Source organism: Microbacterium sp. RU33B, from assembly GCF_900155915.1.
GTDB lineage: Bacteria > Actinomycetota > Actinomycetes > Actinomycetales > Microbacteriaceae > Microbacterium.
In genome coordinates this window covers 1,262,551-1,283,628 of the sequence record NZ_FTPO01000001.1, presented here as the reverse complement: position 1 = coordinate 1,283,628, position 21,078 = coordinate 1,262,551, and the positions used below count along the sequence as shown (strand labels likewise).

At 69.4% G+C, this 21,078-nt stretch carries 16 protein-coding genes; 5 read left to right on the top strand and 11 right to left on the bottom strand.

Annotated elements, in window-relative coordinates; genetic code table 11:
- Nucleotides 1-6: 6 nt before the first annotated feature.
- Complete coding sequence (locus B0B14_RS06285; RefSeq protein WP_076680589.1) at nt 7-2,412, bottom strand: Rne/Rng family ribonuclease; 2,406 nt, start codon at nt 2,410-2,412, stop codon at nt 7-9.
- Nucleotides 2,413-2,717: 305 nt separating this feature from the next.
- On the opposite strand from B0B14_RS06285, the gene B0B14_RS06280 reads away from it, so the two are divergent.
- A complete protein-coding gene (locus B0B14_RS06280) occupies nt 2,718-3,320 on the top strand; it encodes a vitamin K epoxide reductase family protein (RefSeq protein ID WP_076680588.1) in 603 nt (200 codons plus the stop codon).
- 1 nt (nt 3,321) lies between these two features.
- Here the strand turns inward: B0B14_RS06280 and ndk are convergent, their stop codons facing one another.
- From ndk to B0B14_RS16500, 5 genes are all read right to left on the bottom strand, one after another.
- Nucleotides 3,322-3,735 (bottom strand): nucleoside-diphosphate kinase, encoded by a 414-nt coding sequence (gene ndk, locus B0B14_RS06275; protein ID WP_076680587.1) that lies wholly within the window; start codon nt 3,733-3,735, stop codon nt 3,322-3,324.
- 1 nt (nt 3,736) lies between these two features.
- Complete coding sequence (locus tag B0B14_RS06270) at nt 3,737-4,150, bottom strand: DUF4233 domain-containing protein (RefSeq protein WP_076681313.1); 414 nt, start codon at nt 4,148-4,150, stop codon at nt 3,737-3,739.
- Nucleotides 4,147-5,496, bottom strand: coding sequence for a bifunctional folylpolyglutamate synthase/dihydrofolate synthase (locus tag B0B14_RS06265; protein ID WP_076680586.1), 1,350 nt, complete (start codon nt 5,494-5,496; stop codon nt 4,147-4,149). Before B0B14_RS06265 ends, B0B14_RS06270 begins: the two co-directional genes overlap by 4 nt.
- Nucleotides 5,493-8,912, bottom strand: coding sequence for an isoleucine--tRNA ligase (gene ileS, locus B0B14_RS06260; protein WP_076680585.1), 3,420 nt, complete (start codon nt 8,910-8,912; stop codon nt 5,493-5,495). The genes B0B14_RS06265 and ileS overlap by 4 nt, the downstream gene beginning before the upstream one ends.
- Nucleotides 8,913-9,150: 238 nt before the next feature.
- Complete coding sequence (locus B0B14_RS16500) at nt 9,151-10,371, bottom strand: folylpolyglutamate synthase/dihydrofolate synthase family protein (protein WP_083710374.1); 1,221 nt, start codon at nt 10,369-10,371, stop codon at nt 9,151-9,153.
- Between the two features lie 42 nt (nt 10,372-10,413).
- On the opposite strand from B0B14_RS16500, the gene B0B14_RS06250 reads away from it, so the two are divergent.
- Entirely contained in the window at nt 10,414-11,091 is a 678-nt protein-coding gene (locus B0B14_RS06250) for a pentapeptide repeat-containing protein (RefSeq protein ID WP_076681311.1), read from the top strand.
- Between the two features lie 124 nt (nt 11,092-11,215).
- Here the strand turns inward: B0B14_RS06250 and B0B14_RS06245 are convergent, their stop codons facing one another.
- Nucleotides 11,216-12,064 (bottom strand): DUF559 domain-containing protein, encoded by an 849-nt coding sequence (locus B0B14_RS06245; RefSeq protein ID WP_083710372.1) that lies wholly within the window; start codon nt 12,062-12,064, stop codon nt 11,216-11,218.
- Nucleotides 12,065-12,396: 332 nt separating this feature from the next.
- Between B0B14_RS06245 and valS the strand changes: the two genes are divergently transcribed.
- Together valS and B0B14_RS06235 are read left to right on the top strand one after the other, a co-directional pair.
- Entirely contained in the window at nt 12,397-14,979 is a 2,583-nt protein-coding gene (valS, locus tag B0B14_RS06240) for a valine--tRNA ligase (protein WP_076680584.1), read from the top strand.
- Nucleotides 14,979-15,245 (top strand): hypothetical protein, encoded by a 267-nt coding sequence (locus tag B0B14_RS06235; RefSeq protein ID WP_076680583.1) that lies wholly within the window; start codon nt 14,979-14,981, stop codon nt 15,243-15,245. Before valS ends, B0B14_RS06235 begins: the two co-directional genes overlap by 1 nt.
- Before the next feature lie 16 nt (nt 15,246-15,261).
- Here the strand turns inward: B0B14_RS06235 and B0B14_RS06230 are convergent, their stop codons facing one another.
- Genes B0B14_RS06230 through B0B14_RS06220 form a run of 3 tightly spaced genes read right to left on the bottom strand, consistent with a single transcriptional unit; the run spans nt 15,262 to nt 17,416 of the window.
- Nucleotides 15,262-16,602 carry an MFS transporter gene (locus tag B0B14_RS06230; RefSeq protein WP_076680582.1) on the bottom strand — a complete coding sequence of 447 codons (1,341 nt, stop codon included), beginning with the start codon at nt 16,600-16,602 and terminating at the stop codon, nt 15,262-15,264.
- Nucleotides 16,599-16,808 (bottom strand): hypothetical protein, encoded by a 210-nt coding sequence (locus B0B14_RS06225; protein ID WP_076680581.1) that lies wholly within the window; start codon nt 16,806-16,808, stop codon nt 16,599-16,601. Before B0B14_RS06225 ends, B0B14_RS06230 begins: the two co-directional genes overlap by 4 nt.
- A complete protein-coding gene (locus tag B0B14_RS06220; protein ID WP_076680580.1) occupies nt 16,805-17,416 on the bottom strand; it encodes an ArsR/SmtB family transcription factor in 612 nt (203 codons plus the stop codon). The genes B0B14_RS06225 and B0B14_RS06220 overlap by 4 nt, the downstream gene beginning before the upstream one ends.
- 92 nt (nt 17,417-17,508) lie before the next feature.
- Between B0B14_RS06220 and B0B14_RS06215 the strand changes: the two genes are divergently transcribed.
- The gene (locus B0B14_RS06215; RefSeq protein ID WP_076680579.1) at nt 17,509-19,563 is read left to right on the top strand and encodes a M3 family metallopeptidase; all 2,055 of its coding nucleotides are present in this window, start codon (nt 17,509-17,511) and stop codon (nt 19,561-19,563) included.
- A gap of 67 nt (nt 19,564-19,630) precedes the next feature.
- On the opposite strand, the gene clpX is transcribed toward B0B14_RS06215, so the two are convergent.
- A complete protein-coding gene (gene clpX / locus B0B14_RS06210) occupies nt 19,631-20,899 on the bottom strand; it encodes an ATP-dependent Clp protease ATP-binding subunit ClpX (protein ID WP_076680578.1) in 1,269 nt (422 codons plus the stop codon).
- Nucleotides 20,900-21,078: the final 179 nt, after the last annotated feature.

Sequence of the window (21,078 nt, the reverse complement as noted above, 5' to 3'; positions counted from 1 at the left end):
GCGCGGTCACTCCCCCGAGGGCTCGTGCTGCACGGGCGTGCCCGTCAGCGCCGCCGTGGTGACCCGTCGTCGTCCGCGGCCCTGACCCGGGGCCTTGGGCTCGGGAAGGGCGTTGAGGACCGAGTCGAGCATGAGGTCCTTCTCCGTGCGCGGCGCCTTCGCCCGCTCGGGACGCTTCTTGCGCGGCTTCTTCGGACGCTCCTCCGCGGGGGCGTCGGCCTCGACGGGCGGAGCCTCGACGACGACCTCGACGGGCGCCTCATCGGCGTGATGGATCGTGGAGGCCGCGATCTGGGCGAGCGCGGTCTTGACGCCCTCGGTGATCGTGTGGGTGCCCGACGCGCCGTTCGCAGCCGGAGCCGCTCCGTTGCCCGAGCCGCCGGAGCGGGGGCGACGGTTGCCCGACGGAGCGCTCGACCCCGAGGTGCGGTGCTTCACGACGGGATCGTGGTGCACGACCACGCCGCGGCCCGCGCAGACCTCGCACGCCTCGCTGAAGGTCTCCAGCAGTCCGAGTCCGAGCTTCTTGCGCGTCATCTGGACGAGGCCGAGCGAGGTGACCTCGGCGACCTGGTGCTTGGTGCGGTCGCGGCTCAGGCACTCGATGAGCCGCCGCAGCACGAGGTCGCGGTTGGATTCGAGCACCATGTCGATGAAGTCGACCACGATGATGCCGCCGATGTCGCGCAGGCGGAGCTGGCGGACGATCTCCTCAGCGGCCTCGAGGTTGTTCTTCGTGACCGTCTCCTCGAGGTTGCCGCCGGTGCCGACGAACTTCCCCGTGTTGACGTCGACCACCGTCATGGCCTCGGTGCGGTCGATCACGAGCGAACCGCCGGAGGGCAGCCACACCTTGCGGTCCAGAGCCTTCTCGATCTGCTCCGTGACGCGGAACTCGTCGAACGGATCCTGCTCGCCCTCGTACTTCTCGACCCGCTCGAGCAGATCGGGAGCGACTCCCTCGAGGTACTGCGTGATGGTCTGGTGCGCGTCCTCGCCCTGGATGAGCATCTTGGTGAAGTCCTCGTTGAAGACGTCACGGACGATCTTGACGAGCAGGTCGGGCTCGGAGTGCAGGAGTGCAGGCGCCTGGATGGTCTCGAGCTGCTTCGAGACGTGCTCCCACTGGCTCGTGAGTCGCTGCACGTCGCGCGTCAGCTGGTCTTCGGTCGCCCCCTCGGCCGCCGTGCGCACGATGACGCCCGCAGACTCGGGAAGGACTTCCTTGAGGATGCGCTTGAGGCGGGCGCGCTCGGTGTCGGGGAGCTTGCGGGAGATGCCGTTCATCGCGCCGCCGGGCACGTACACGAGGTAGCGGCCGGGCAGCGAGATCTGGCTCGTCAGACGGGCGCCCTTGTGCCCGACGGGATCCTTCGTGACCTGCACGAGAACGCGGTCGCCCGACTTGAGTGCGAGCTCGATCCTGCGCGGCTGATTGCCGGTCTCGACGGCGTCCCAGTCGACCTCGCCGGAGTACAGCACGGCGTTGCGGCCGCGGCCGATGTCGACGAAGGCGGCTTCCATGCTCGGAAGGACGTTCTGGACGCGTCCGAGGTAGACGTTGCCGATGAGCGACGCGTCCTGGTTGCGGGCGACGTAGTGCTCGACGAGCACCTTGTCTTCGAGCACCGCGATCTGGACGCGACCGTTCTTCGAGCGCACGACCATGACGCGGTCGACGGACTCGCGGCGGGCGAGGAACTCGGCCTCGGTCACCACGGCACGACGGCGGCCGGCTTCGCGCCCGTCGCGGCGGCGCTGCTTCTTGGCCTCGAGGCGGGTCGAACCCTTGATGCGCTGCGGCTCGGTGATGAGCTCGACGGCGCGCTGGTGGCGCGGGTGCTGCTCGCCCGACGGACGCGACCCTCCGCGCGGCTCGGCCTCGCCCGACGAGTCGGAGGAGTCGTCGCTGCTGCGGCGGCCGCGGCTGCGGCGGCGCGAGCTGGATCCCGCAGCGGGTCCGGACGGCTGGGGAGCCTCGTCCTCCTCCGGCAGAGCCGGGAGGAACGTCACGGCCGGCGCGTAGAAGTGCAGCTGCGTCGTGACCGCCGAGACGAACACCTCGGGCAGCAGTCCCAAGCTCACGGCGGTGAGGGGCTCCGGCGTCGGCTCGGGCTCCGGCGCCGGCTCGGGCTCCGGCTCTGCCTGGGCCGCCACGGTATCCGCGGGCTCCGAGGCGGACTCGGCATCCGGAACGGACTCGGCCGTCGGCTCGGCGTCGGCGACCGTGTCGGTCGGCGCGGTCTCGTCGGATCCCGCGTCCTCGGCGGACTCGGAGACCGGAGTCCCGTCGACCGGATCGGCGCCGTCGACGGGCACGTCCACGGAGAACGGGGTCTCTGCGGGGGCCTGGTCTACGGGCGCTTCCTGGTCGTTGTGGGGTTCGAGGTTGTCATCGTGCTCATCGGCCATGACTGGCGTACTCCCTGCGGGCGACACCGCGCGTCGCCCGGCGAAATCTCGTGCGGCGCTGCCTCCGTCTCATGTCGGGAGGCGGTGCCGCGAACTCACTCGGTCTGCAGCAGGCCTGTGGCTCGTGCTGCGAAGGGCATTCGTTGCCCTGAAGTCTTCTGGTGATGCTCGCCACGGCGCGGCCGTGACGCATCGAGGTTCATTATCGCACTTTCTCGGGCGCATTGCCCAGACTCCGACACGCGGGACTCTCGGATCGCCTCCGCGCGCGGCATCCGTCCAGCGTGGACTGGGATAATCCGAGCATGTCCCAGCCCTCCCCCCGCACGCGTCCGACCGCGATCGCCGTCTGGCTCGTGATCGCCGGAGCCATCGGATGGTGGGCGGCGTTCTCCCTCACGATGGAGCGGTTCCACCAGCTCGCCAACCCGGGCTCGGCGGCATCCTGCGACTTCAACCCGCTCGTGCAGTGCACGGCCAACCTCGCGTCGTGGCAGGGCAGCGTGTTCGGCTTCCCCAACCCCGTGCTCGGACTCGGCGCCTGGGTCGCACCGATCGTGGTCGGCATGGCGATCCTGGCCGGAGCGAGGTTCCAGCGCTGGTTCTGGCTTCTGTTCGAGCTCGGACTGACCCTGGCGCTCGTGTTCGTCATCTGGCTGATCGGGCAGAGCATCTTCGTGCTCGGCACCCTGTGCCCGTGGTGCATGGTGACCTGGATCGTCACGATCCCGACCTTCTACGTCGTCACCCTGCACGTGCTGCGCACGGGCATCCTGCCGGCGCCCGCCTCGATCCGCCGAGGCGCCGACCGGCTCATGGGCTGGGTGCCCGTGCTCGCCGTCGTCAGCTACGCGATCGTCGCGGTGATCGCGCAGCTGCGACTCGACGTCCTCGGCGCGCTGTTCTGACTCAGAACCAGATCGCGAGCTCGCGGGCGGCCGACTCGGGGCTGTCCGAGCCGTGCACGAGGTTCTGCTGGACCTTGAGGCCCCAGTCGCGTCCGAGGTCGCCGCGGATCGTGCCGGGCGCTGCGGTGGTGGGGTCGGTCGTGCCGGCGAGCGAGCGGAATCCCTCGATCACGCGATTCCCCGCCAGTCGGATGGCGACCGACGGGCCCGACATCATGAAGTCGAGGAGCGGCTCGTAGAACGGCTTCCCCTCGTGCTCCGCGTAGTGCTTCTCGAGCGTCTCGCGGTCGGGTTCGACGAGGCGGATGTCGACGAGCGCGTAGCCCTTCGCCTCGATGCGCGCCAGGATCGCGCCGGTGAGGCCGCGGGCCACGCCGTCCGGCTTGACGAGGACGAGTGTCTCTTCCGTGGGCATGTCAGTCTCCGTTCGAGAGGTCGGCCTCCGCCGCCAGCCGGGCGTTCCGGCGGTCGAGCGAGGCCCCCTTGATGGTGGCATATCCCCACATGGCTCCGAAAATGAGCGCGACCACGGCGATGGCGGGGACGAGGAATCCGGCGGCCAGCAGGACGACCTGCAGAACCCATCCGGCGACGATCGCCCAGCGGTGGCGCAGCAGACCGGCCAGGACGATCATCACGAGCGCGGCCACGGCTCCCCCGACGATGCCCCACCAGTCCGGGATGCTCTCGGGGAGCGCGTTCAGCCCGAACACCGCGAGTCCGGCGAGGAAGACGACGACCGACTCGAACACGAGCACGACCGATCCGAGGGACTCGGCGGCCCCGCGCGCACGGCGCGGGCGCGGGGCGCGGCCGGAGACGGCGGTCACGACGACCACCCCGACTTCCAGTCCTCGTTCTCCGCGAGGGTGAGCGCCTCCCCTGCGAGGACAACCGATCCCGCGATCACGACCGCGCGGCGATCCGAGGAGGCGGCCCACGCGCGGGCGGCGTCGGCGGCGTCGGCGAGATCGTGGTGGACCGTGACGTTCAATCCGGCGTCCTCGGCCACATCGGCGATCGCGTCGGCGTCGGCGGTGCGGTCGCTGGAGACCGCCGTCGCGAACACGTGGGTCGCGACGGGCGCGAGGGCGCCGATGATGCCCGCGGCATCCTTCTCCGACAGGATGCCGAGCACGATGCCCCATTCGTCGAAGTCGAACGACTCCTGGAGCGCTGTCACGAGCGCGCGGGCGCCGTGCGGATTGTGCGCCGCGTCCACCAGGACCGTGGGCGCGGCGCCGACGAGCTGCAGGCGACCGGGCGACGTGGACTGCGCGAGTCCCTCGGCGAGGACGTCGGGGGCGATCGGCAGCGTGCCGGCTCCGATGAGCGACTCCACGGCCGCGATCGCGAGGGCGGCGTTGAAGCCCTGGTGCGTGCCGTACATCGGCAGGTACAGGTCGTCGTAGGTCGCGGCGAGGCCCTGCACGGAGATCTGCTGGCCCCCGACGGCGAGGCGCTGGCTCAGGAGCGCGAAGCCCTGGCCCTCGAACGCGATCGACGCGCCGTTCCGGGTGGCGGCGGCGCGCAGCACGGCATCGGCCGCGGACTCCTGTCGGGCCGAGACGACGGCGGCGTCCTGCTTGATGATCCCGGCCTTGACCGCGGCGATGTCGGCGATGGTCTCTCCGAGCCGATCGGTGTGGTCGATGTCGATCGGCCCGAAGACCGCGACATCGCCGTCGGCGGTGTTGGTCGAGTCCCACGACCCGCCCATCCCCACTTCGATGATCGCGACGTCCACGGGCGCGTCGGCGAACGCCGCGAACGCGAGCACCGTGAGCAGCTCGAAGAACGTCAGCGGCGCCTCGCCGGCCCCCGTCAGCTCCGCGTCGACGAGGTCGACGATCGGCTCGATCTCCTCCCAGATGTCGGCCACCATCGCGCCGTCGATGGGCTCGCCGTCGACGAGCATCCGCTCGGTGAAGCTGCGCAGCTGGGGACTGGTGAACAGCCCCGTGCGAAGTCCGTGAGCCCGCACGATGCTCTCGATCATGCGGCTCGTGGACGTCTTGCCGTTCGTGCCGGTGACGTGCACGACGCGGAAGGTGCGCTGCGGATCGTCGAGCAGTTCGAGCACGCGGCGCGTGCGCTCGAGCCGCGGCTCGACCCAGGCCTCGCCCTTGCGGGCCTCGAGAGCCTGCTCCACTGCCTCTGCGCGCTTGTCGCTCATGCGGATGCCTCGATCCTCGTCACGGCGACCCAGAAGCCGCCTTCGTTCGCGTAGAGGCCCGCGCGCTGGAACGCGACGTGCTCGGGCACCGCGCCGAACGCGAGCGGGTGCCAGACCTCACCGGGCGCATCGGCGGGAAGCTGCACATCGCGGCCCTCGACCCTCAGGTCGTACTCGAGCGCGAGCGTCTCCGCGGCGACGCCGGCGATCTCGAACGCCGACGCGACGGCGTCGCCGTCGGAGTCGCTCGAGAACAGCAGCTGCAGCCGGATGCGGTCGCTCACGTCGAAGCCGGCTGCCTTGCGGGTGTCCTGCACGGCGCGGATCACGTCGCGGGCGAGCCCCTCGGCCTCGAGCTCCGGGGTCGTGGTCGTGTCGAGCACCACGAATCCGTCCACTCCGCTGAGCAGCCCCACGGCTTCGCCCTCCGGGCGGACCGACGCATCGCTGTCGAGGGATGCCTCGCCGTCGGCCATCACGACCTCGCCGTCCGCGGTGCGCACCACGATGCCGCGTTCGTCCTCGACCCAGTCGCCGGCCTTCGCGGCCTGGATGACCTGCTGCACGCGCTTGCCGAGCCGGGGACCGGCAACGCGCGCGTTCACGACCAGTCGCTGGGCGAGGCCGTACTCGTCGTACGACTCCGGTCGGAAGTCGACCAGTTCGACGGACTTCACGTTCAGCTCGTCGCGCAGGATGTCGTCGAACTGCGCCAGGGTCCCGGCATCCCGCACCACGACCGTCAGCCGCGCGAGCGGAAGGCGCACGCGCTTCCCCTCGCGCTTGCGCAGCGCGTTGGCGACGCTGGAGACCTCGCGCACGGCGTCCATCGCCGTGCGGATGTCATCGGCGGCGGGGAAGGCCGCGGCATCCGGCCAGTCCTGCAGGTGGACGCTGCGCCCACCGGTCAGACCCTGCCAGATGCGCTCGGAGACGAGCGGGATCAGCGGGGCGGCGACGCGCGTCAGGGTCTCCAGCACGGTGTAGAGCGTGTCGAACGCCTCGGTGGTGCTGGGGTCCGAGGGATCGACCCCCACCCAGAAGCGGTCGCGCGATCTGCGGATGTACCAGTTGGTCAGCGCTTCGGCGAAGTCGCGGAGGCGTGCTGCCGCCGTCGTGGAGTCGAGACCCTCCAGGTCTGCCGCGACGTCGCGCACGAGGTCGCCGGTCAGCGCGAGGATGTAGCGATCCAGCACGTCGGTCGAGTCGGTGCGCCACTGCGCGACGTATCCGTCGGAGGCGTTCGCGTACGTCGCGAAGAAGTACCACGCGTTCCACACCGGCAGGAGGAATTCGCGCACGCCCGCGCGGATGCCCTCCTCGGTGACGACGAGATTGCCGCCGCGGAGCACGGACGACGACATCAGGAACCAGCGCATCGCGTCGGACCCGTCGCGGTCGAACACCTCCGACACGTCGGGGTAGTTCCGCAGCGACTTCGACATCTTCTGCCCGTCGGAGCCCAGCACGATGCCGTGGCACGACACGCCCGTGAAGGCGGGACGGTCGAACAGCGCCGTGGAGAGCGCGTGCATGACGTAGAACCAGCCGCGCGTCTGCCCGATGTACTCGACGATGAAGTCGGCGGGCGAGTGGGAGTCGAACCATTCGTGGTTCTCGAACGGGTAGTGCACCTGCGCGTAGGGCATCGAACCCGAGTCGAACCACACGTCGAAGACGTCTTCGATGCGGCGCATCGTGGAGCGGCCGGTCGGGTCGTCGGGGTTCGGGCGCGTGAGGTCGTCGATGAACGGACGGTGCAGGTCGGGCTCCCCCGCGTCGTTCAGAGGCAGTCGACCGAAGTCGCGCTCCAGGTCGGCCAGCGAGCCGTACACGTCGACGCGCGGATACTCGGGGTCGTCGCTCTTCCACACCGGGATCGGCGAGCCCCAGTAGCGGTTGCGGCTGATCGACCAGTCGCGGGCGCCCTCGAGCCACTTGCCGAACTGGCCGTGCTTCACGTTCTCCGGCACCCACGTGATCTGGTCGTTGCCCTCGAGCATCCGGTCCTTGAAGTCGGTGACGCGGATGAACCAGCTCGAGACAGCCCGGTAGATGAGGGGATTGCGGCAGCGCCAGCAGTGCGGGTAGGAGTGCTCGTACGACGCGAGGCGCAGCAGCCGGCCGTTCTGGCGCAGGAGCCGCACGAGGGGCGTGTTGGCGTCCATCCACAGCTTGCCGGCGACATCCGTCACGTGCGACAGGAAGCGTCCGCCGTCGTCGAGGCTCATGATGAGCGGGATGCCGGCGGCCTCCGTCACCCGCTGGTCGTCCTCACCGAAGGCCGGCGCCTGGTGGACGATGCCGGTTCCGTCGCTGGTCGTGACGTAGTCGTCGACGAGGACGCGCCAGGCGGACTGCGTGCCCCACACCTCGGCGTCGGCGTAGTAGTCGAACAGGCGGTCGTAGGCGACGTTCTCGAGCTCGGCGCCCATCACGGTCTGCACGACGGCGTCGCGCGCGGCATCCGGGGTCTCGTACCCGAGGTCCTTCGCGTAGCCGGCCAGCAGGTCCTCGGCGAGGAGGTAGCGGTGCGCCGTGGCTTCGAGCGGGTCATCGCCGGCGTGGATGTCGGCGGCACCGAGCGGGCCCCCGGGAACGACGGCGTACCGGATGCCGGGACCGACCGCGAGGGCGAGGTTCGTCGGCAGCGTCCAGGGCGTCGTGGTCCAGGCGAGGGCGCGCACGCCGGTGAGGCCGAGGGCCTCGGCCTTCGCGCCGACGAGCGGGAAGGTCACGGTGACCGACGGGTCCTGGCGCATCTTGTAGACGTCGTCGTCCATGCGCAGCTCGTGGCTCGACAGCGGCGTCTCGTCGCGCCAGCAGTACGGCAGCACGCGATGCCCCTCGTACGCATAGCCCTTGTCGTGCAGGCTCTTGAAGGCCCACAGCACCGATTCCATGTACGACACGTCGAGCGTCTTGTAGCCGCGCTCGAAGTCGACCCAGCGCGCCTGACGGGTGACGTAGTCCTCCCATTCGCGCGTGTAGGCGAGCACCGACTCGCGGGCCTTCGCGTTGAACGACGCGATGCCCATGCTCTCGATCTCCGCCTTCTCGGTGATGCCCAGCTGCTTCATCGCCTCGAGCTCGGCGGGGAGCCCGTGCGTGTCCCAGCCGAACACGCGGTCGACCTTCTTGCCGCGCATGGTCTGGAAGCGCGGGAAGAGATCCTTCGCGTACCCGGTGAGGAGGTGGCCGTAATGGGGCAGTCCGTTGGCGAACGGCGGACCGTCGTAGAAGACCCACTCGGGGGCGCCCTCACGATTCTCGATCGAGGCGCGGAACGTGTCGTCGCTCTTCCAGAAGGCGAGGGTCTCCGCCTCGATCTCGGGGAACCGCGGGCTCGGCACCACGTCGGCAGCCGGGCCGAACGCGCCGGCGTCGGGATTCGTCGAAGGGCGAGGGTAGGTCATGTCTCTCCAGCAGGTCGCGATGCTTCCTGCGAGGACGACTCTCCGAGGAGAACCGCGGTACCACCCCGCGTGCCGGCCCTGGTCGGGTACGGCCACTCTCACTGCGGCTGTGACGGGCCTGCCCCGCTCGGTTCTACTGGCGCCGATCCGAGGATCGTCGTGTTCTTCCGAGAGCTCCCCGGTGATGGCCGGATCGATGCTGCTGCGTCAATCGTACCGCGCGCCGCCCGCCCCGCGCTCAGAACAGACGCTCGGCGTCGACCCCGAGCATCCGGAGCAGATGTGAGGTGAAGGACACGGTTCCGACCGCGAGTACGTCGCCGGTGAGGAGGTCGGGCAGCGCGGCGGCGTCGACCCAGCGGTAGGGCCATTCGCTCCGCGCCGGATAGGTCAGGTAGATGCCGGGGATGTCGACGAACACGGCTCGGTCTCGCAGCGGAGCGAGCTCGGCGACGAAGCCGGCGAGATCCTTCTCGCTGCCGACCGACACGAGCACCGCATCGGGTTCGGCGCCGAATGCGCTCCGCGCCGCGTCGAGGGCGCCGCGGAGCCCGGTTCGCGAGATCGCGGAGTCGACGATGACCCGGCCCCGGGAGGTCTCATGTGTCGAGAGCCGCCCGGGATAGTTCACGCGGGATGCTGCGGCGGCAAGGGCCGCGTCATCCGGCACCGGTCGGCCGAGTTCGTGCAGGAGGTCGGATGCCGCTTCCTGACCCAGCCGCTTGTTCATCGCCGTCAGCGGCTCCGCGCGGTCGACGCGATGCAGGCGTGCACCGGTCGCGGCTGCGCGGGACGCGATCTCGCGCTCGGCCTCCGGACTCTGGGCGAGGTGCGCGATCACCCGCGTCGTCGGCCCGGCGACGCCCGCCTTGTCGCGGGCGATCTCCGCGATCGTGTCGCCCAGCTGAGCGCGATGCTCGAGGAAGATCTCCGCGACCGCCACCACGGTGCTGGGGAAGAGCGACAGCTCGTCGCTCCGGCCGCCGAGCCCTGCTTCGGCCACGATCACGTCGCATTCCGCATCGACGAGGTGGCGGAAGCCGGAGATCGTGAAGAAGCCGGTGGGCGAGAGGTACCCGTCGGTCGGTGCCGGCAGGGTGCGGCGGGCGGCGTCCACGCGCTCGAGGAGAGCCGAGTACTCCGTCTCGGACGTGCGGATGCCGTCGACGCGGATGCGGTCGAGATTCGAGGTCGCGCCGGGACTCTGGATCGTCCCGACGCGCAACCCGGCAGCGGCGAGGGCGGCCGATGCGTGGGCCACGGTCGTGCCCTTGCCCTTCGAGCCCACGACGGCCAGGACCGGCGGGAGCGCGGTGAGGTCGAGCCCGACGGCGCGGATCACGTCACGCGCCCGCGACAGGCTGCGGGTGTCGTCCGGCCCGCGGGCGGACCACTCCGCGAACACCGTGCGGGCCTCGACGTCCGCCGTGCTCTCGTGCGGGAGATCGAACGGGGCCACCGCCGAAGTCTATGCGCCGGCTCGGCGGGGTGTCGGGTGCACATGGCAGACTCGGTCACCGTGGGTGCCGCCGTGAAACGTCCTCTTCCCCCGCGGATATCCGCGCCCGATCTGCCCGCCCGGTTCGAGGAGGTCGGCAAGATCGAGCGGCATGACGACGTCCTGCAGGCCCGCATCACCGGGCTCACCGGGAGCGTCGACGCCGCTCACGCCCACCTCGCGGAGTGCGTCGTCGTCGAGGCGCCGCTCGACACCCTCGATCTGAGCGGCGCGACGCTCACCGACGTCGAGATCGCGATGGGACGCGCGACAGAGGTGCGGGCACGGGATGCCCGCTGGCGCAACGTCCTCGTGCACGGCGGGCGCATCGGCACCCTCGACCTCACGAGCGCGGAACTCGTCGGCGTCGAGCTGCGCGGCATCCGCATCGACTATCTCTCCCTGGGCTCGGCGGACGTCTCCGACCTCCTCATCGTCGACTGCGCGATCGGATCCGTCGACGTCCCGCTGGCGAAGCTCTCCCGCGTGCGCTTCGACGCGACGCGGGCCGACGAAGTCGACACGCGCGGCGTGCGGGCCGAGAACACGGATCTGCGCGGGCTCGACGCCCTCCGGTACACCGATCCGACATCGATGCGCGGGATGACGCTGTCGCCGCGGCAGGTCGAGCTGCTCTCCTCCGCCTTCGCGTCGGCCCTCGGCATCGACGTCCGCGACTGATGCTGCGCTCGGCCATCGTCTCCTTTCCGACGGCAGTCGGTCGAAAAGGAGGAGATGGAGCGATGGGAGGAACCGTCGGCGCGAAATGCCCTCCCCTCACACCCGTTCCTCCGAATCCGCCACGTCATCCGGCGAGGTGCAGTCCTTGCGCGACAGCGCGCATGATCAGGTCCTGCACGGCCGGCCACCCATCGACCACGTCGCGATACCCGACTCGGATCACGTGGAACCCGAGGAGCATCAACGCCGCATCATGACGGATGTCCTCTTCCCGTTGCGGGCCCACGTGCGTCGCCCCGTCGATCTGCAGCACGAGGCGCTCTCCGATCAGGAAGTCGACGCGATGTCCGGCGATCCAGGCCTGGGCGACGATCCGGACGCCCATCCAACGTAGCCGGACGGGGACGAGCGTCTCGAGACCGGAGTCGGAGAACGGGCTGGCCGCGTCAGCCACACGTCGCGCCCGCTGAGGAAGCGGCATCCGACGCAACGCCGGCAGGTGAACGAGTCGCTTTCGGAGCGCTGATTCCCAGATGATCAGCGCTTCTTCGAAGGGAAGACAGGTTGCGACGGTGGCGAGCACGTTCTCGATCGGGTCGACGAGCGCTTCGGGCTCACGGGCGACGAGCGGCTTCGCCCAGTGAATGCGAGCCAGAGACTCGTTCGTCCGCGGATCGCGTGAGATGCGCACTCGCCCGGAGTGCCCATCGGCGGCGACGTGAGGCCTGTCTTCTCGCAGCACCCACAGCCCTGCTCGTCTCGCCTGTGTGACGCAGGTGAGCACGACGCCGGCCGCAGAGGCCTGGACCAGCTCCGGGTCGGCGTCGGGCAGTGCGAGCCATCCGTTCCGCGGACGGATGACAGCCCCCGACGCGCGGGCCTGGGACAGCGAGCGGCTGCTCCAGCCCGCATCGCGCAGCGTCAGCGTGCGGACGATCCCGCCCTTCGAGCGGATTGCTTCGGTGAGAGACATCCGGTCAGCATGCGGTTCGTCCACGGCCCTGTCCCGCGCCCGCCCGCAGCTCGGGATGGGGGCCGACTCGATGCGACCTGGGGAGGGGGCGCCGATCGCGCCCCGTCTCGGCGAACGGAGGAGATGGCGCGAACGGAGGACGGATTCGCGCAGACTCTCCTCCCTCCGCATCATCTCCTCCGTCGTGCGCGCCGGTGGACGCGTGCGCTCGGCTGTCGCCGCCGGTGGACGCGTGCGCTCGGCCGCCGCTGCCGGTGCCGGGTAGAATCTCAGGACATCCCACACTCAGGCACGCTCACACAGTGCCGCACATATCGCCTCAGGAGATCCTCATGGCCGACGCCCGCATTCCCGACAAGCCCGCCCTCGAAGGTCTCGAGACGAAATGGGATGCCGCGTGGGCGGAGCAGGGCACGTACCTGTTCGACCGCATCCGCGCCGCCGAGGTCGGTCGCGCCGGTGTGTACTCCGTCGACACGCCGCCGCCGACGGCATCCGGATCCCTTCACATCGGTCACGTGTTCTCGTTCACGCACACCGACCTCAAGGTGCGCTTCGAGCGCATGCGGGGCAAGACGGTGTTCTACCCGATGGGCTGGGATGACAACGGCCTCCCCACCGAGCGCCGTGTGCAGAACTACTACGGCGTGCGCTGCGATCCCACGCTGCCATACGACGCCGACTTCACTCCCCCGTTCGAGGGAGGCGACAACAAGTCGAGCCGGGCGGCCGATCAGGTGCCCATCAGTCGTCGCAACTTCATCGAGCTGTGCGAGCAGCTCACCGTGGAAGACGAGAAGCACTTCGAGGCGCTGTTCCGTCAGCTCGGTCTGAGCGTCGACTGGACGCAGACCTACCGCACGATCTCCGACGACACGATCCGCACGAGCCAGCGCGCATTCCTGCGCAACCTCGACCGGGGCGAGGCCTATCAGGCGCTCGCGCCGACGCTGTGGGACATCGACTTCCGCTCCGCCATCGCCCAGGCCGAGCTCGAGGACCGCGACCAGCCGGCCGCGTACCACCGTGTGGCGTTCCACAAGACCGACGGCTCGGGCGACGTGCACATCGAGACCACCCGCCCCGAGCTCCTCGCCGCGTGCGTGGGCCTGGTGGCACACCCCGACGACGAGCGCTACCAGCCGCTGTTCGGCACGACCGTGAAGACCCCGCTGTTCGACGTGGAGGTGCCGATCCTCGCGCACCCGCTCGCGCAGAAGGACAAGGGGTCGGGCATCGCGATGATCTGCACGTTCGGCGACGTGACCGACATCATCTGGTGGCGTGAGCTTCAGCTCCCCAACCGCACGATCCTGGGCAAGGACGGGCGCGTGCTGTCCGATGCGCCGGATGTGATCGTGACGGATGCGGCGAAGTCGGCGTACGCCGAGATCGCCGGAAAGACGGTGTTCAGCGCCAAGAAGGCCGTCGTCGACCTGCTGCGCGCGTCGGGCGAGCTCGAGGGCGAGCCGAAGCCGTTCACGCACGCCGTGAAGTTCTTCGAGAAGGGCGACCGCCCGCTCGAGATCGTGTCCACGCGCCAGTGGTACCTGCGCAACGGCGCGCGCGACGCCGAACTCCGCGACCGGCTGATCGCCCTCGGCCAGGAGATGTCGTGGCATCCGGACTTCATGCGCGTGCGCTACGAGAACTGGACGAACGGTCTCACGGGAGACTGGCTCGTGTCGCGCCAGAGGTTCTTCGGCGTGCCGATCCCGGTCTGGTACGCGCTCGACGAGAACGGGGAGCGCGATTACGACCTCGTGCTCGTTCCCGACGAGAGTCAGCTCCCCGTCGACCCGACCGTCGACGTGCCGACGGGCTACACGGCCGATCAGCGCGGCGTTCCGGGCGGATTCGACGGCGAGAAGGACATCTTCGACACCTGGGCGACGTCGTCGCTGACGCCGCAGCTCGCCGGAGGCTGGGAGCGCGATCCCGAGCTCTGGGACCTCGTCGCGCCGTTCGATGTACGCCCTCAGGGGCAGGACATCATCCGCACGTGGCTGTTCTCGACGATGCTGCGCAGCGTGCTCGAAGACGGCCGCGCGCCGTGGACGGATGCCGCGATCTCGGGCTTCATCGTCGACCCCGACCGAAAGAAGATGTCGAAGTCCAAGGGCAACGTCGTGACGCCGGCGGACATCCTCGCCGGTCACGGCACCGACGCGGTGCGCTACTGGGCGGCCTCGAGCCGGCTGGGGGCCGACGCGGCGTTCGATCCGCAGAACCCGACCCAGGTGAAGATCGGCCGCCGGCTCGCGATCAAGGTGCTCAACGCCGCGAAGTTCGTGCTGTCGTTCCCCGTGCCCGAGGGCGCGGCGGTGACGCATGCGCTGGACGCCTCGATGCTCGCCACGCTGGACGGCGTCATCCGCGATGCGACCAAGGCGTACGAGGCCTACGACCACGCGCGGGCCCTGGAGATCACGGAGTCGTTCTTCTGGACGTTCTGCGACGACTACCTCGAGCTCGTCAAGGAGCGCGCCTACAACAGGACGGATGTCGGACAGGCATCCGCCGCGCTCGCGCTGCGCCTCGCTCTGTCGACGGTGCTCCGCCTGCTCGCTCCGGTGCTGGTGTTCGCCGCCGAGGAATCCTGGTCGTGGTTCAACGAGGGATCGATCCACACCGCGAACTGGCCGGTGCCGCACGGCACGACGGGTGACCCGGCCGTGCTCGCCAACGTCGGAGCGGCGCTGATCGGCATCCGGCGCGCGAAGACCGAGGCCAAGGCGTCGCAGAAGACCGACGTCGCCCGCGTCACGATTGCCGCACCGGTCGGGGTCGTCGCTTCGCTGCGGCTCGCCGAGGGCGACGTGAAGGCCGTCGGCCGGATCGCGGAGATCTCCTACGAGGACGCGGACACGACGAGCGTGACCTCCATCGAGTTTGCGCCGGCAGAGGAGTCCTGATGCAGCTGGGTACTCGCTGGACCTCGGGTGACGAGCCGCCTGCCGCCGTCCCTGCCGCACTGCACGCTCAGATCGCGGCCGTGGATCGCAGCATCCCCGGTGACGAACTCGGTCAGCCGCGTCCGCGCTGGACGCTGACCTTCCTCGAGGGTCGCCCGATCGCCGAGCTCGACACGAGGGTCATCGTCGCGCTCCGGGCCGACGGTACGGCCGTCGTGCGTCATGACGACGACACGGGCTTCGCCGACGACGACGAGATCGTCTGACCTCCTACGCGACGCGTTAGCGCGCCGCGTGCTCGTCGGCCTCCGCGCCCGCCTCCCGCACACCGACGATCAGCAGTCGGATCGCGAGGACGGCGGCGACGAGGATGACGCCGCCGCCGATCAGGAATGGCAGCCGCAGGTCGGTCTGGGCCGCGACCCAGCCGCCCAGCAGCGTCGCGAGCGGGAAGATCCCCCACGTGAGCGTGCGGGTGATGCCGAGCACGCGTCCGAAGAGATGCGGCGGGATGATCTGCTGGCGCAGAGCTCCCCACGGCACGTTCCACGTCGAGACGGCGAACGCCATGACGGCGTACGAGAGGACGGCGCTCCAGACCTCGGGTGCGACACCCACGAGGATCGCGGCGATGCCCGCGATGGCGTTGGCGACGAGCATGACCGGTCCTCGGCCGAACCGCGAGACGAGTCGCGAGGCGACGATCGAGCCGGCGAGAGCACCGACACCGATCCCCGCCGTCACGAATCCGATCGCCACGGGCGCGACGCCCATCGTGTCGAGGAAGTACAGGATGGTCGCCGCCTGCGCGAACGCCAGCGCCGAGCCGACGGTCGCCGTGAACGCGACCATGGTGCGGAGGAACCGGTTGCCCCACAGGTAGCGGATGCCTTCGGATGCCGTGACCCGCTCGCGCCCGACCGGAGCAGCGACGGGCTCGGGCACGACGCCGGTCGCGACCTCCGGAGCATCCGGATCGGACACCCGTGCCCTGCGCAGCGGTCGTGCCGCCGAGACGGGGAGCATGAGCGCGAGCGCGATCGGCACGAGGTATCCCGCCGCGCCCGTCCACAGTGGGAGCGCGAGCGACACGGCGAACAGCACTCCGGCGATGGGGGTGGCGATGAAGCTGTCGATCGTGACCTGCGCGGCCTGCATCCACCCGTTGGCGCGGTCCAGCTGCTCTCTCTCGACGACCCCCGGGATGACGGCGTTGGTCGCATTGTCGAACAGCGTCTCGCCCAGTCCGAACACCAGCGTGCCCACGAAGAGCCACCACAGGCTGAGCGAGCCGGTCACCGTGAGGACCGCGAGCCAGAGCGCGACACCTCCGCGGATCGCGTTCGCCAGCGCCATGATGATGCGCCGATCGAAGCGGTCGACGATCATGCCGGCCGGGATGCCGAACACGAGCCAGGGCAGGAAAGCGAGGGCGGCGATCACCGAGATCGCGAAGGGATCGCGGGTGAGTGTCGTCGCGATGAGGGGAACCGCCGTGCGGCCGATGCCGTCGGCGAGATTGCTGAACGCGGCGGCGGTCCACAGGCTCCGGAAATCGCGGCCGAGAGGACGCCGTACAGGCCGTCCCGCGGCCGCCGCCGGAGGGATGTCGGTCGCGGTCATCTCGGGAGCAGGCCGAGCGCGTGGGCGCCGGCGAGCGCGGCACGGCGCGGGTCTGTCGACGGATCGGCCGCCGAGGCCGCGATGCGCGCGGATCGACGCGCGACGCGCCCCTCCACGAGGGCGGCGGCGGTCGCGGCTGCGCCCAGCAGGAGGTCCTCGAGCAGGGTATGACGGACGGAGGGTGAGTGGAGCTCGACGACGGTCATGATGATGCTCCTTCCGGGAGGGCTTCGAGGGGGAAGATGTCGGTTCGGACGGTGAAGCGGCGCACATCGGGACCGGTCTGGTCCCGGTAGCGCTCCGAGGCCTCGTCGATGAGGGTCTGGATCGACTCGGAGAGCGTCTCGAACTGCTCCTTCGTCAAGGCGATGGTCGACGTCGTCAGCATCGCCTCCCAGTCGTCGGGATTGCCGCGCAGGGCCTTGCGCAGATAGTCCTGCAGCTGGTCGTCGCGACGTCGGTAGAACTCGGAGATCACGACCTCGGTGACGGCGCGACCCGCAGGCGTCTTGACCGTCTCGGGATTGGTCATGGAGACGGCTCCGCGGGGGCGCTCCCACCACCGTTCGCGTGCGGTGCCGCGGCCCTCCACTTCACGGATGAGCTGGTGCTTGGCGAGGGCGCGGAGATGGTAGCTGGTCGCACCGCTGGACTCCCCCAGTCGCTCTGCGAGCGAACTCGCGGTCTGGGGTCCGAACTGGCTGAGCAGGTCGTAGATCTGCACACGGAGCGGATGGGCGAGCGCCTTGAGCGCCCCCGAGTCCAGTACGCGGACCGGTTTGCCTGTCGCCGTCTGATCGCCGTTCTCGCTCATGGGTCTCACGATATCGATGCAAAGCTCCCTTTGCAAGTGTTTCTTTGCAACACTCTGTTTGCATCCCTCGAACGGGTCGATAGGCTGACGCCATGCTTTCCGATGCATCCAACCCGCTGCTCCACCCGTCATCGCTTCCGTACGGGCTGCCCGATTACTCGCTCATCGAGCCTGCGCACTACCTCCCCGCCTTCGAGGCGGCCTTCGCGGAGCATACCCGTGAGATCAACGCGATCACCTTCGTGCGGTCCATGCCGACCTTCGAGAACACGATGGTGCGTCTGGAGCAGAGCGGCAGACTCCTGGGAGATGTGGCCCGCACCTTCTACACCGTCAGCTCGGCCGACGCGACCGACGACATCCAGGCCATCGAGGAGCAGCTCGCGCCCCTCATGTCGGCGCACAACGACTCGATCGAGCTCGACGCCGCGCTCTACTGGCGCATCAAGACGCTTCACGACCAGCTCGACGAGCTCCAGCTCGAGCCGGAGCAGCGCTACCTCGTCGAGCGGCATTATCGCGAGATGACGCAGGCCGGCGCCGGGCTCGACGACGAGGCGAAGTCCCGCCTGACCGAGCTCAACCAGCGCCTGTCGACGCTGACGACGACCTTCGAGAAGAACCTGCTCGCCGACACGAACGATCTCGCGGTCGTCTTCGATCACGCCGACGATCTGGCGGGGCTCACCGACGGGGAGCTGTCCGCCGCGGCCCAGAACGCCGCGGACCGCGGGCTCGACGGCTCGTACGTCGTGACCCTGACGCTGTTCACCGGACATCCGTACCTCTCGAGCCTGACGAACCGCGAGAGCCGTCGCCGCATCCTGGAGGCATCCCGCGCCCGAGGATCGCGAGGCAACGCCCACGACAACCGCGAGGTGCTGCGGGAGATCGTGCGGCTCCGTGCCGAGCGGGCGGCGCTCCTCGGATTCGACACGCACGCCGGATACGTCACGTCGGACCAGACCGCGGGCTCCCCCGAAGCCGTCCACGCGCTCCTGCGCAAGCTCGCCGTCCCTGCCGCCGCCAACGCCGTGCGCGAGCTGGCGGCGCTCCAGGCCATCATCGATGCCGAGGACGAGCCGTTCCCCCTCGAGGCGCACGATTGGGCGTTCTACACCGAGAAGGTGCGCCAGGCGGAGTACGACCTCGACACGGCGGCCCTGCGTCCGTGGTTCGATGCCGAGCGCGTTCTGCAGGACGGGGTGTTCCGCGCGGCGTCCGAGCTGTACGGCATCCGCTTCACCGAACGCGGTGATCTGCACGGCTACCACCCCGACGTGCGCGTCTTCGAGATCCACAACGCCGACGGCTCGGAGCTCGGTCTCTTCCTCCTCGACGTCTACACCCGCGACTCCAAGCGGGGCGGTGCGTGGATGAACTCGATCGTGTCGCAATCGCACCTGCGCGGCACGAAGCCGATCGTGGTGAACAACCTGAACGTGCCCAAGCCGGCCCCGGGTCAGCCGACGCTGCTCACGCTGGACGAGGTCACGACGCTCTTCCACGAGTTCGGGCACGCCCTGCACGGTCTGTTCGCCGTCGTGACCTACCCTCACTTCGCCGGCACCAACGTGTTCCGCGACTTCGTGGAGTTCCCGAGCCAGGTCAACGAGATGTGGATCTACTGGCCCGAGATCCTGGCGAACTACGCCAAGCACCACGAGACCGGCGAACCGCTCCCCCAGGACATCGTGGACAAGCTCCTCAGCACGGGCGCGTTCAACCAGGGCTTCGGGACGAGCGAGTACCTCGCCGCATCCTGGATCGACCAGGCGTGGCACTCGCTCACCGCCGCGGAGGCGAGCGAAGACATCGACGTAGCGGCCTTCGAAGCCGCCGCCCTGGCCGACATCGGTCTCGACAACCCCGCCGTGCCGACGCGCTACTCGTCGACGTACTTCGCGCACGTCTTCTCGGGGGGCTACAGCGCCGGCTACTACTCGTACATCTGGAGCGAGGTGCTCGACGCCGACACCGTGGAGTGGTTCCGCGAGAACGGCGGGCTTACCCGCGCGAACGGCGACCGGTTCCGCGATCGCCTCCTCGGCGTCGGCGGGTCGACGGATCCCCTGGCCGCCTATCGCGACTTCCGCGGACGGGATGCTGAGATCGAGCCGCTGCTCAAGCGGCGCGGGCTCGCCTGAGCCGCGCGCGTCCGTCGCGAGAAAGGGCCCCGATCACCAGCGTGATCGGGGCCCTTTCGCGGAGACTTCAGGCGCTCTTGCGCTTCTGACGCAGGACGAGCGTCGGGGCGGCGCCCTCTTCGACCGCTGCGCGCGTGATGATCACCTTGTCGACATCGTCGGCGGAGGGGATCTCGAACATGATCGGGCCGAGCACCTCTTCGAGGATGGCGCGCAGACCGCGGGCGCCGGTCTTGCGGCCGACGGCGAGATCGGCGATCGCCCCGAGCGCTTCGTCGTCGAACTCGAGCTCGACGTCGTCGAGCTGGAACATGCGCTGGTACTGCTTGACGAGCGCGTTCTTGGGGCCGGTCAAGATCTCCATCAGCGCCGCCTGGTCGAGCGGGGTGACCGACGCGACCACCGGAAGGCGCCCGATGAACTCGGGGATGAGGCCGAACTTGTGGAGGTCTTCGGGCTTCACCTCGCTGAAGAGGTTGAGGTCGTCGCCCTTGTTGTGCAGCGGGGCACCGAATCCGACGCCGTGCTTGCCCACTCGCGAGGAGATGATCTCTTCCAGTCCCGCGAAAGCGCCCGCGACGATGAAGAGCACATTCGTCGTGTCGATCTGGATGAACTCCTGATGCGGATGCTTGCGCCCGCCCTGCGGCGGGACGGAGGCGACCGTGCCCTCGAGGATCTTCAGGAGCGCCTGCTGCACGCCCTCCCCCGACACATCGCGCGTGATCGAGGGGTTCTCGGCCTTGCGGGCGATCTTGTCGACCTCGTCGATGTAGATGATGCCCGTCTCGGCGCGCTTGGTGTCGAAGTCGGCGGCCTGCAGGAGCTTGAGGAGGATGTTCTCGACGTCTTCGCCGACGTAACCCGCCTCGGTGAGCGCCGTCGCGTCGGCGACCGCGAACGGGACGTTCAGCCGCTTCGCCAGCGTCTGAGCGAGGTAGGTCTTGCCGCAGCCCGTGGGGCCGAGGAGGAGGATGTTGCTCTTCGCGATCTCGACTTCGTCGGCGCGCTGCTCGGCCGACTGGATCGTGCCGTGGGCGCGCACGCGCTTGTAGTGGTTGTAGACGGCGACCGACAGCGCGCGCTTCGCGTCGTTCTGGCCGACGACGTACTCCTCGAGGAACGCGTAGATCTCGCGAGGCTTGGGCAGGTCGAAGTCGGAGACGACACCCGCACCCTGCTCGGCGGCGCGCTCCTCGATGATCTCGTTGCAGAGCTCGACGCACTCGTCGCAGATGTAGACCCCGGGACCCGCGATGAGCTGCTGGACCTGCTTCTGGCTCTTTCCGCAGAAAGAGCATTTGAAGAGGTCGGCGCTCTCACCGATGCGTGCCATGCGTGCGGCTCCTCGTTGTCACGGCCGAGGGTGCCCCCGGAGTGCTACGAGCCTAACCTCTGGGGGCGACACTGAGCGGGATTGCGACGGCATGTGGATGGTGCGGGTCACCGCGTCCGCTCAGGGCGGAGCCGCCGGCACGACGGAGCCCCCGCCGTCCGCTCGGTCGCAGACGACGG

Coding starts and splice junctions, on each gene's coding strand:
- B0B14_RS06280 (WP_076680588.1), top strand. CDS start 2,718: ATGTCCCAGCCCTCCCCCCGCACGCGTCCGACCGCGATCGCCGTCTGG.
- ileS (WP_076680585.1), bottom strand. CDS start 8,912: ATGACCTACCCTCGCCCTTCGACGAATCCCGACGCCGGCGCGTTCGGC.
- B0B14_RS06285 (WP_076680589.1), bottom strand. CDS start 2,412: ATGGCCGATGAGCACGATGACAACCTCGAACCCCACAACGACCAGGAA.
- clpX (WP_076680578.1), bottom strand. CDS start 20,899: ATGGCACGCATCGGTGAGAGCGCCGACCTCTTCAAATGCTCTTTCTGC.
- B0B14_RS06220 (WP_076680580.1), bottom strand. CDS start 17,416: ATGAGCGAGAACGGCGATCAGACGGCGACAGGCAAACCGGTCCGCGTA.
- ndk (WP_076680587.1), bottom strand. CDS start 3,735: ATGCCCACGGAAGAGACACTCGTCCTCGTCAAGCCGGACGGCGTGGCC.
- B0B14_RS06225 (WP_076680581.1), bottom strand. CDS start 16,808: ATGACCGTCGTCGAGCTCCACTCACCCTCCGTCCGTCATACCCTGCTC.
- B0B14_RS06265 (WP_076680586.1), bottom strand. CDS start 5,496: ATGAGCGACAAGCGCGCAGAGGCAGTGGAGCAGGCTCTCGAGGCCCGC.
- B0B14_RS06230 (WP_076680582.1), bottom strand. CDS start 16,602: ATGACCGCGACCGACATCCCTCCGGCGGCGGCCGCGGGACGGCCTGTA.
- B0B14_RS06250 (WP_076681311.1), top strand. CDS start 10,414: ATGGCAGACTCGGTCACCGTGGGTGCCGCCGTGAAACGTCCTCTTCCC.
- B0B14_RS06235 (WP_076680583.1), top strand. CDS start 14,979: ATGCAGCTGGGTACTCGCTGGACCTCGGGTGACGAGCCGCCTGCCGCC.
- B0B14_RS06215 (WP_076680579.1), top strand. CDS start 17,509: ATGCTTTCCGATGCATCCAACCCGCTGCTCCACCCGTCATCGCTTCCG.
- valS (WP_076680584.1), top strand. CDS start 12,397: ATGGCCGACGCCCGCATTCCCGACAAGCCCGCCCTCGAAGGTCTCGAG.
- B0B14_RS06245 (WP_083710372.1), bottom strand. CDS start 12,064: ATGTCTCTCACCGAAGCAATCCGCTCGAAGGGCGGGATCGTCCGCACG.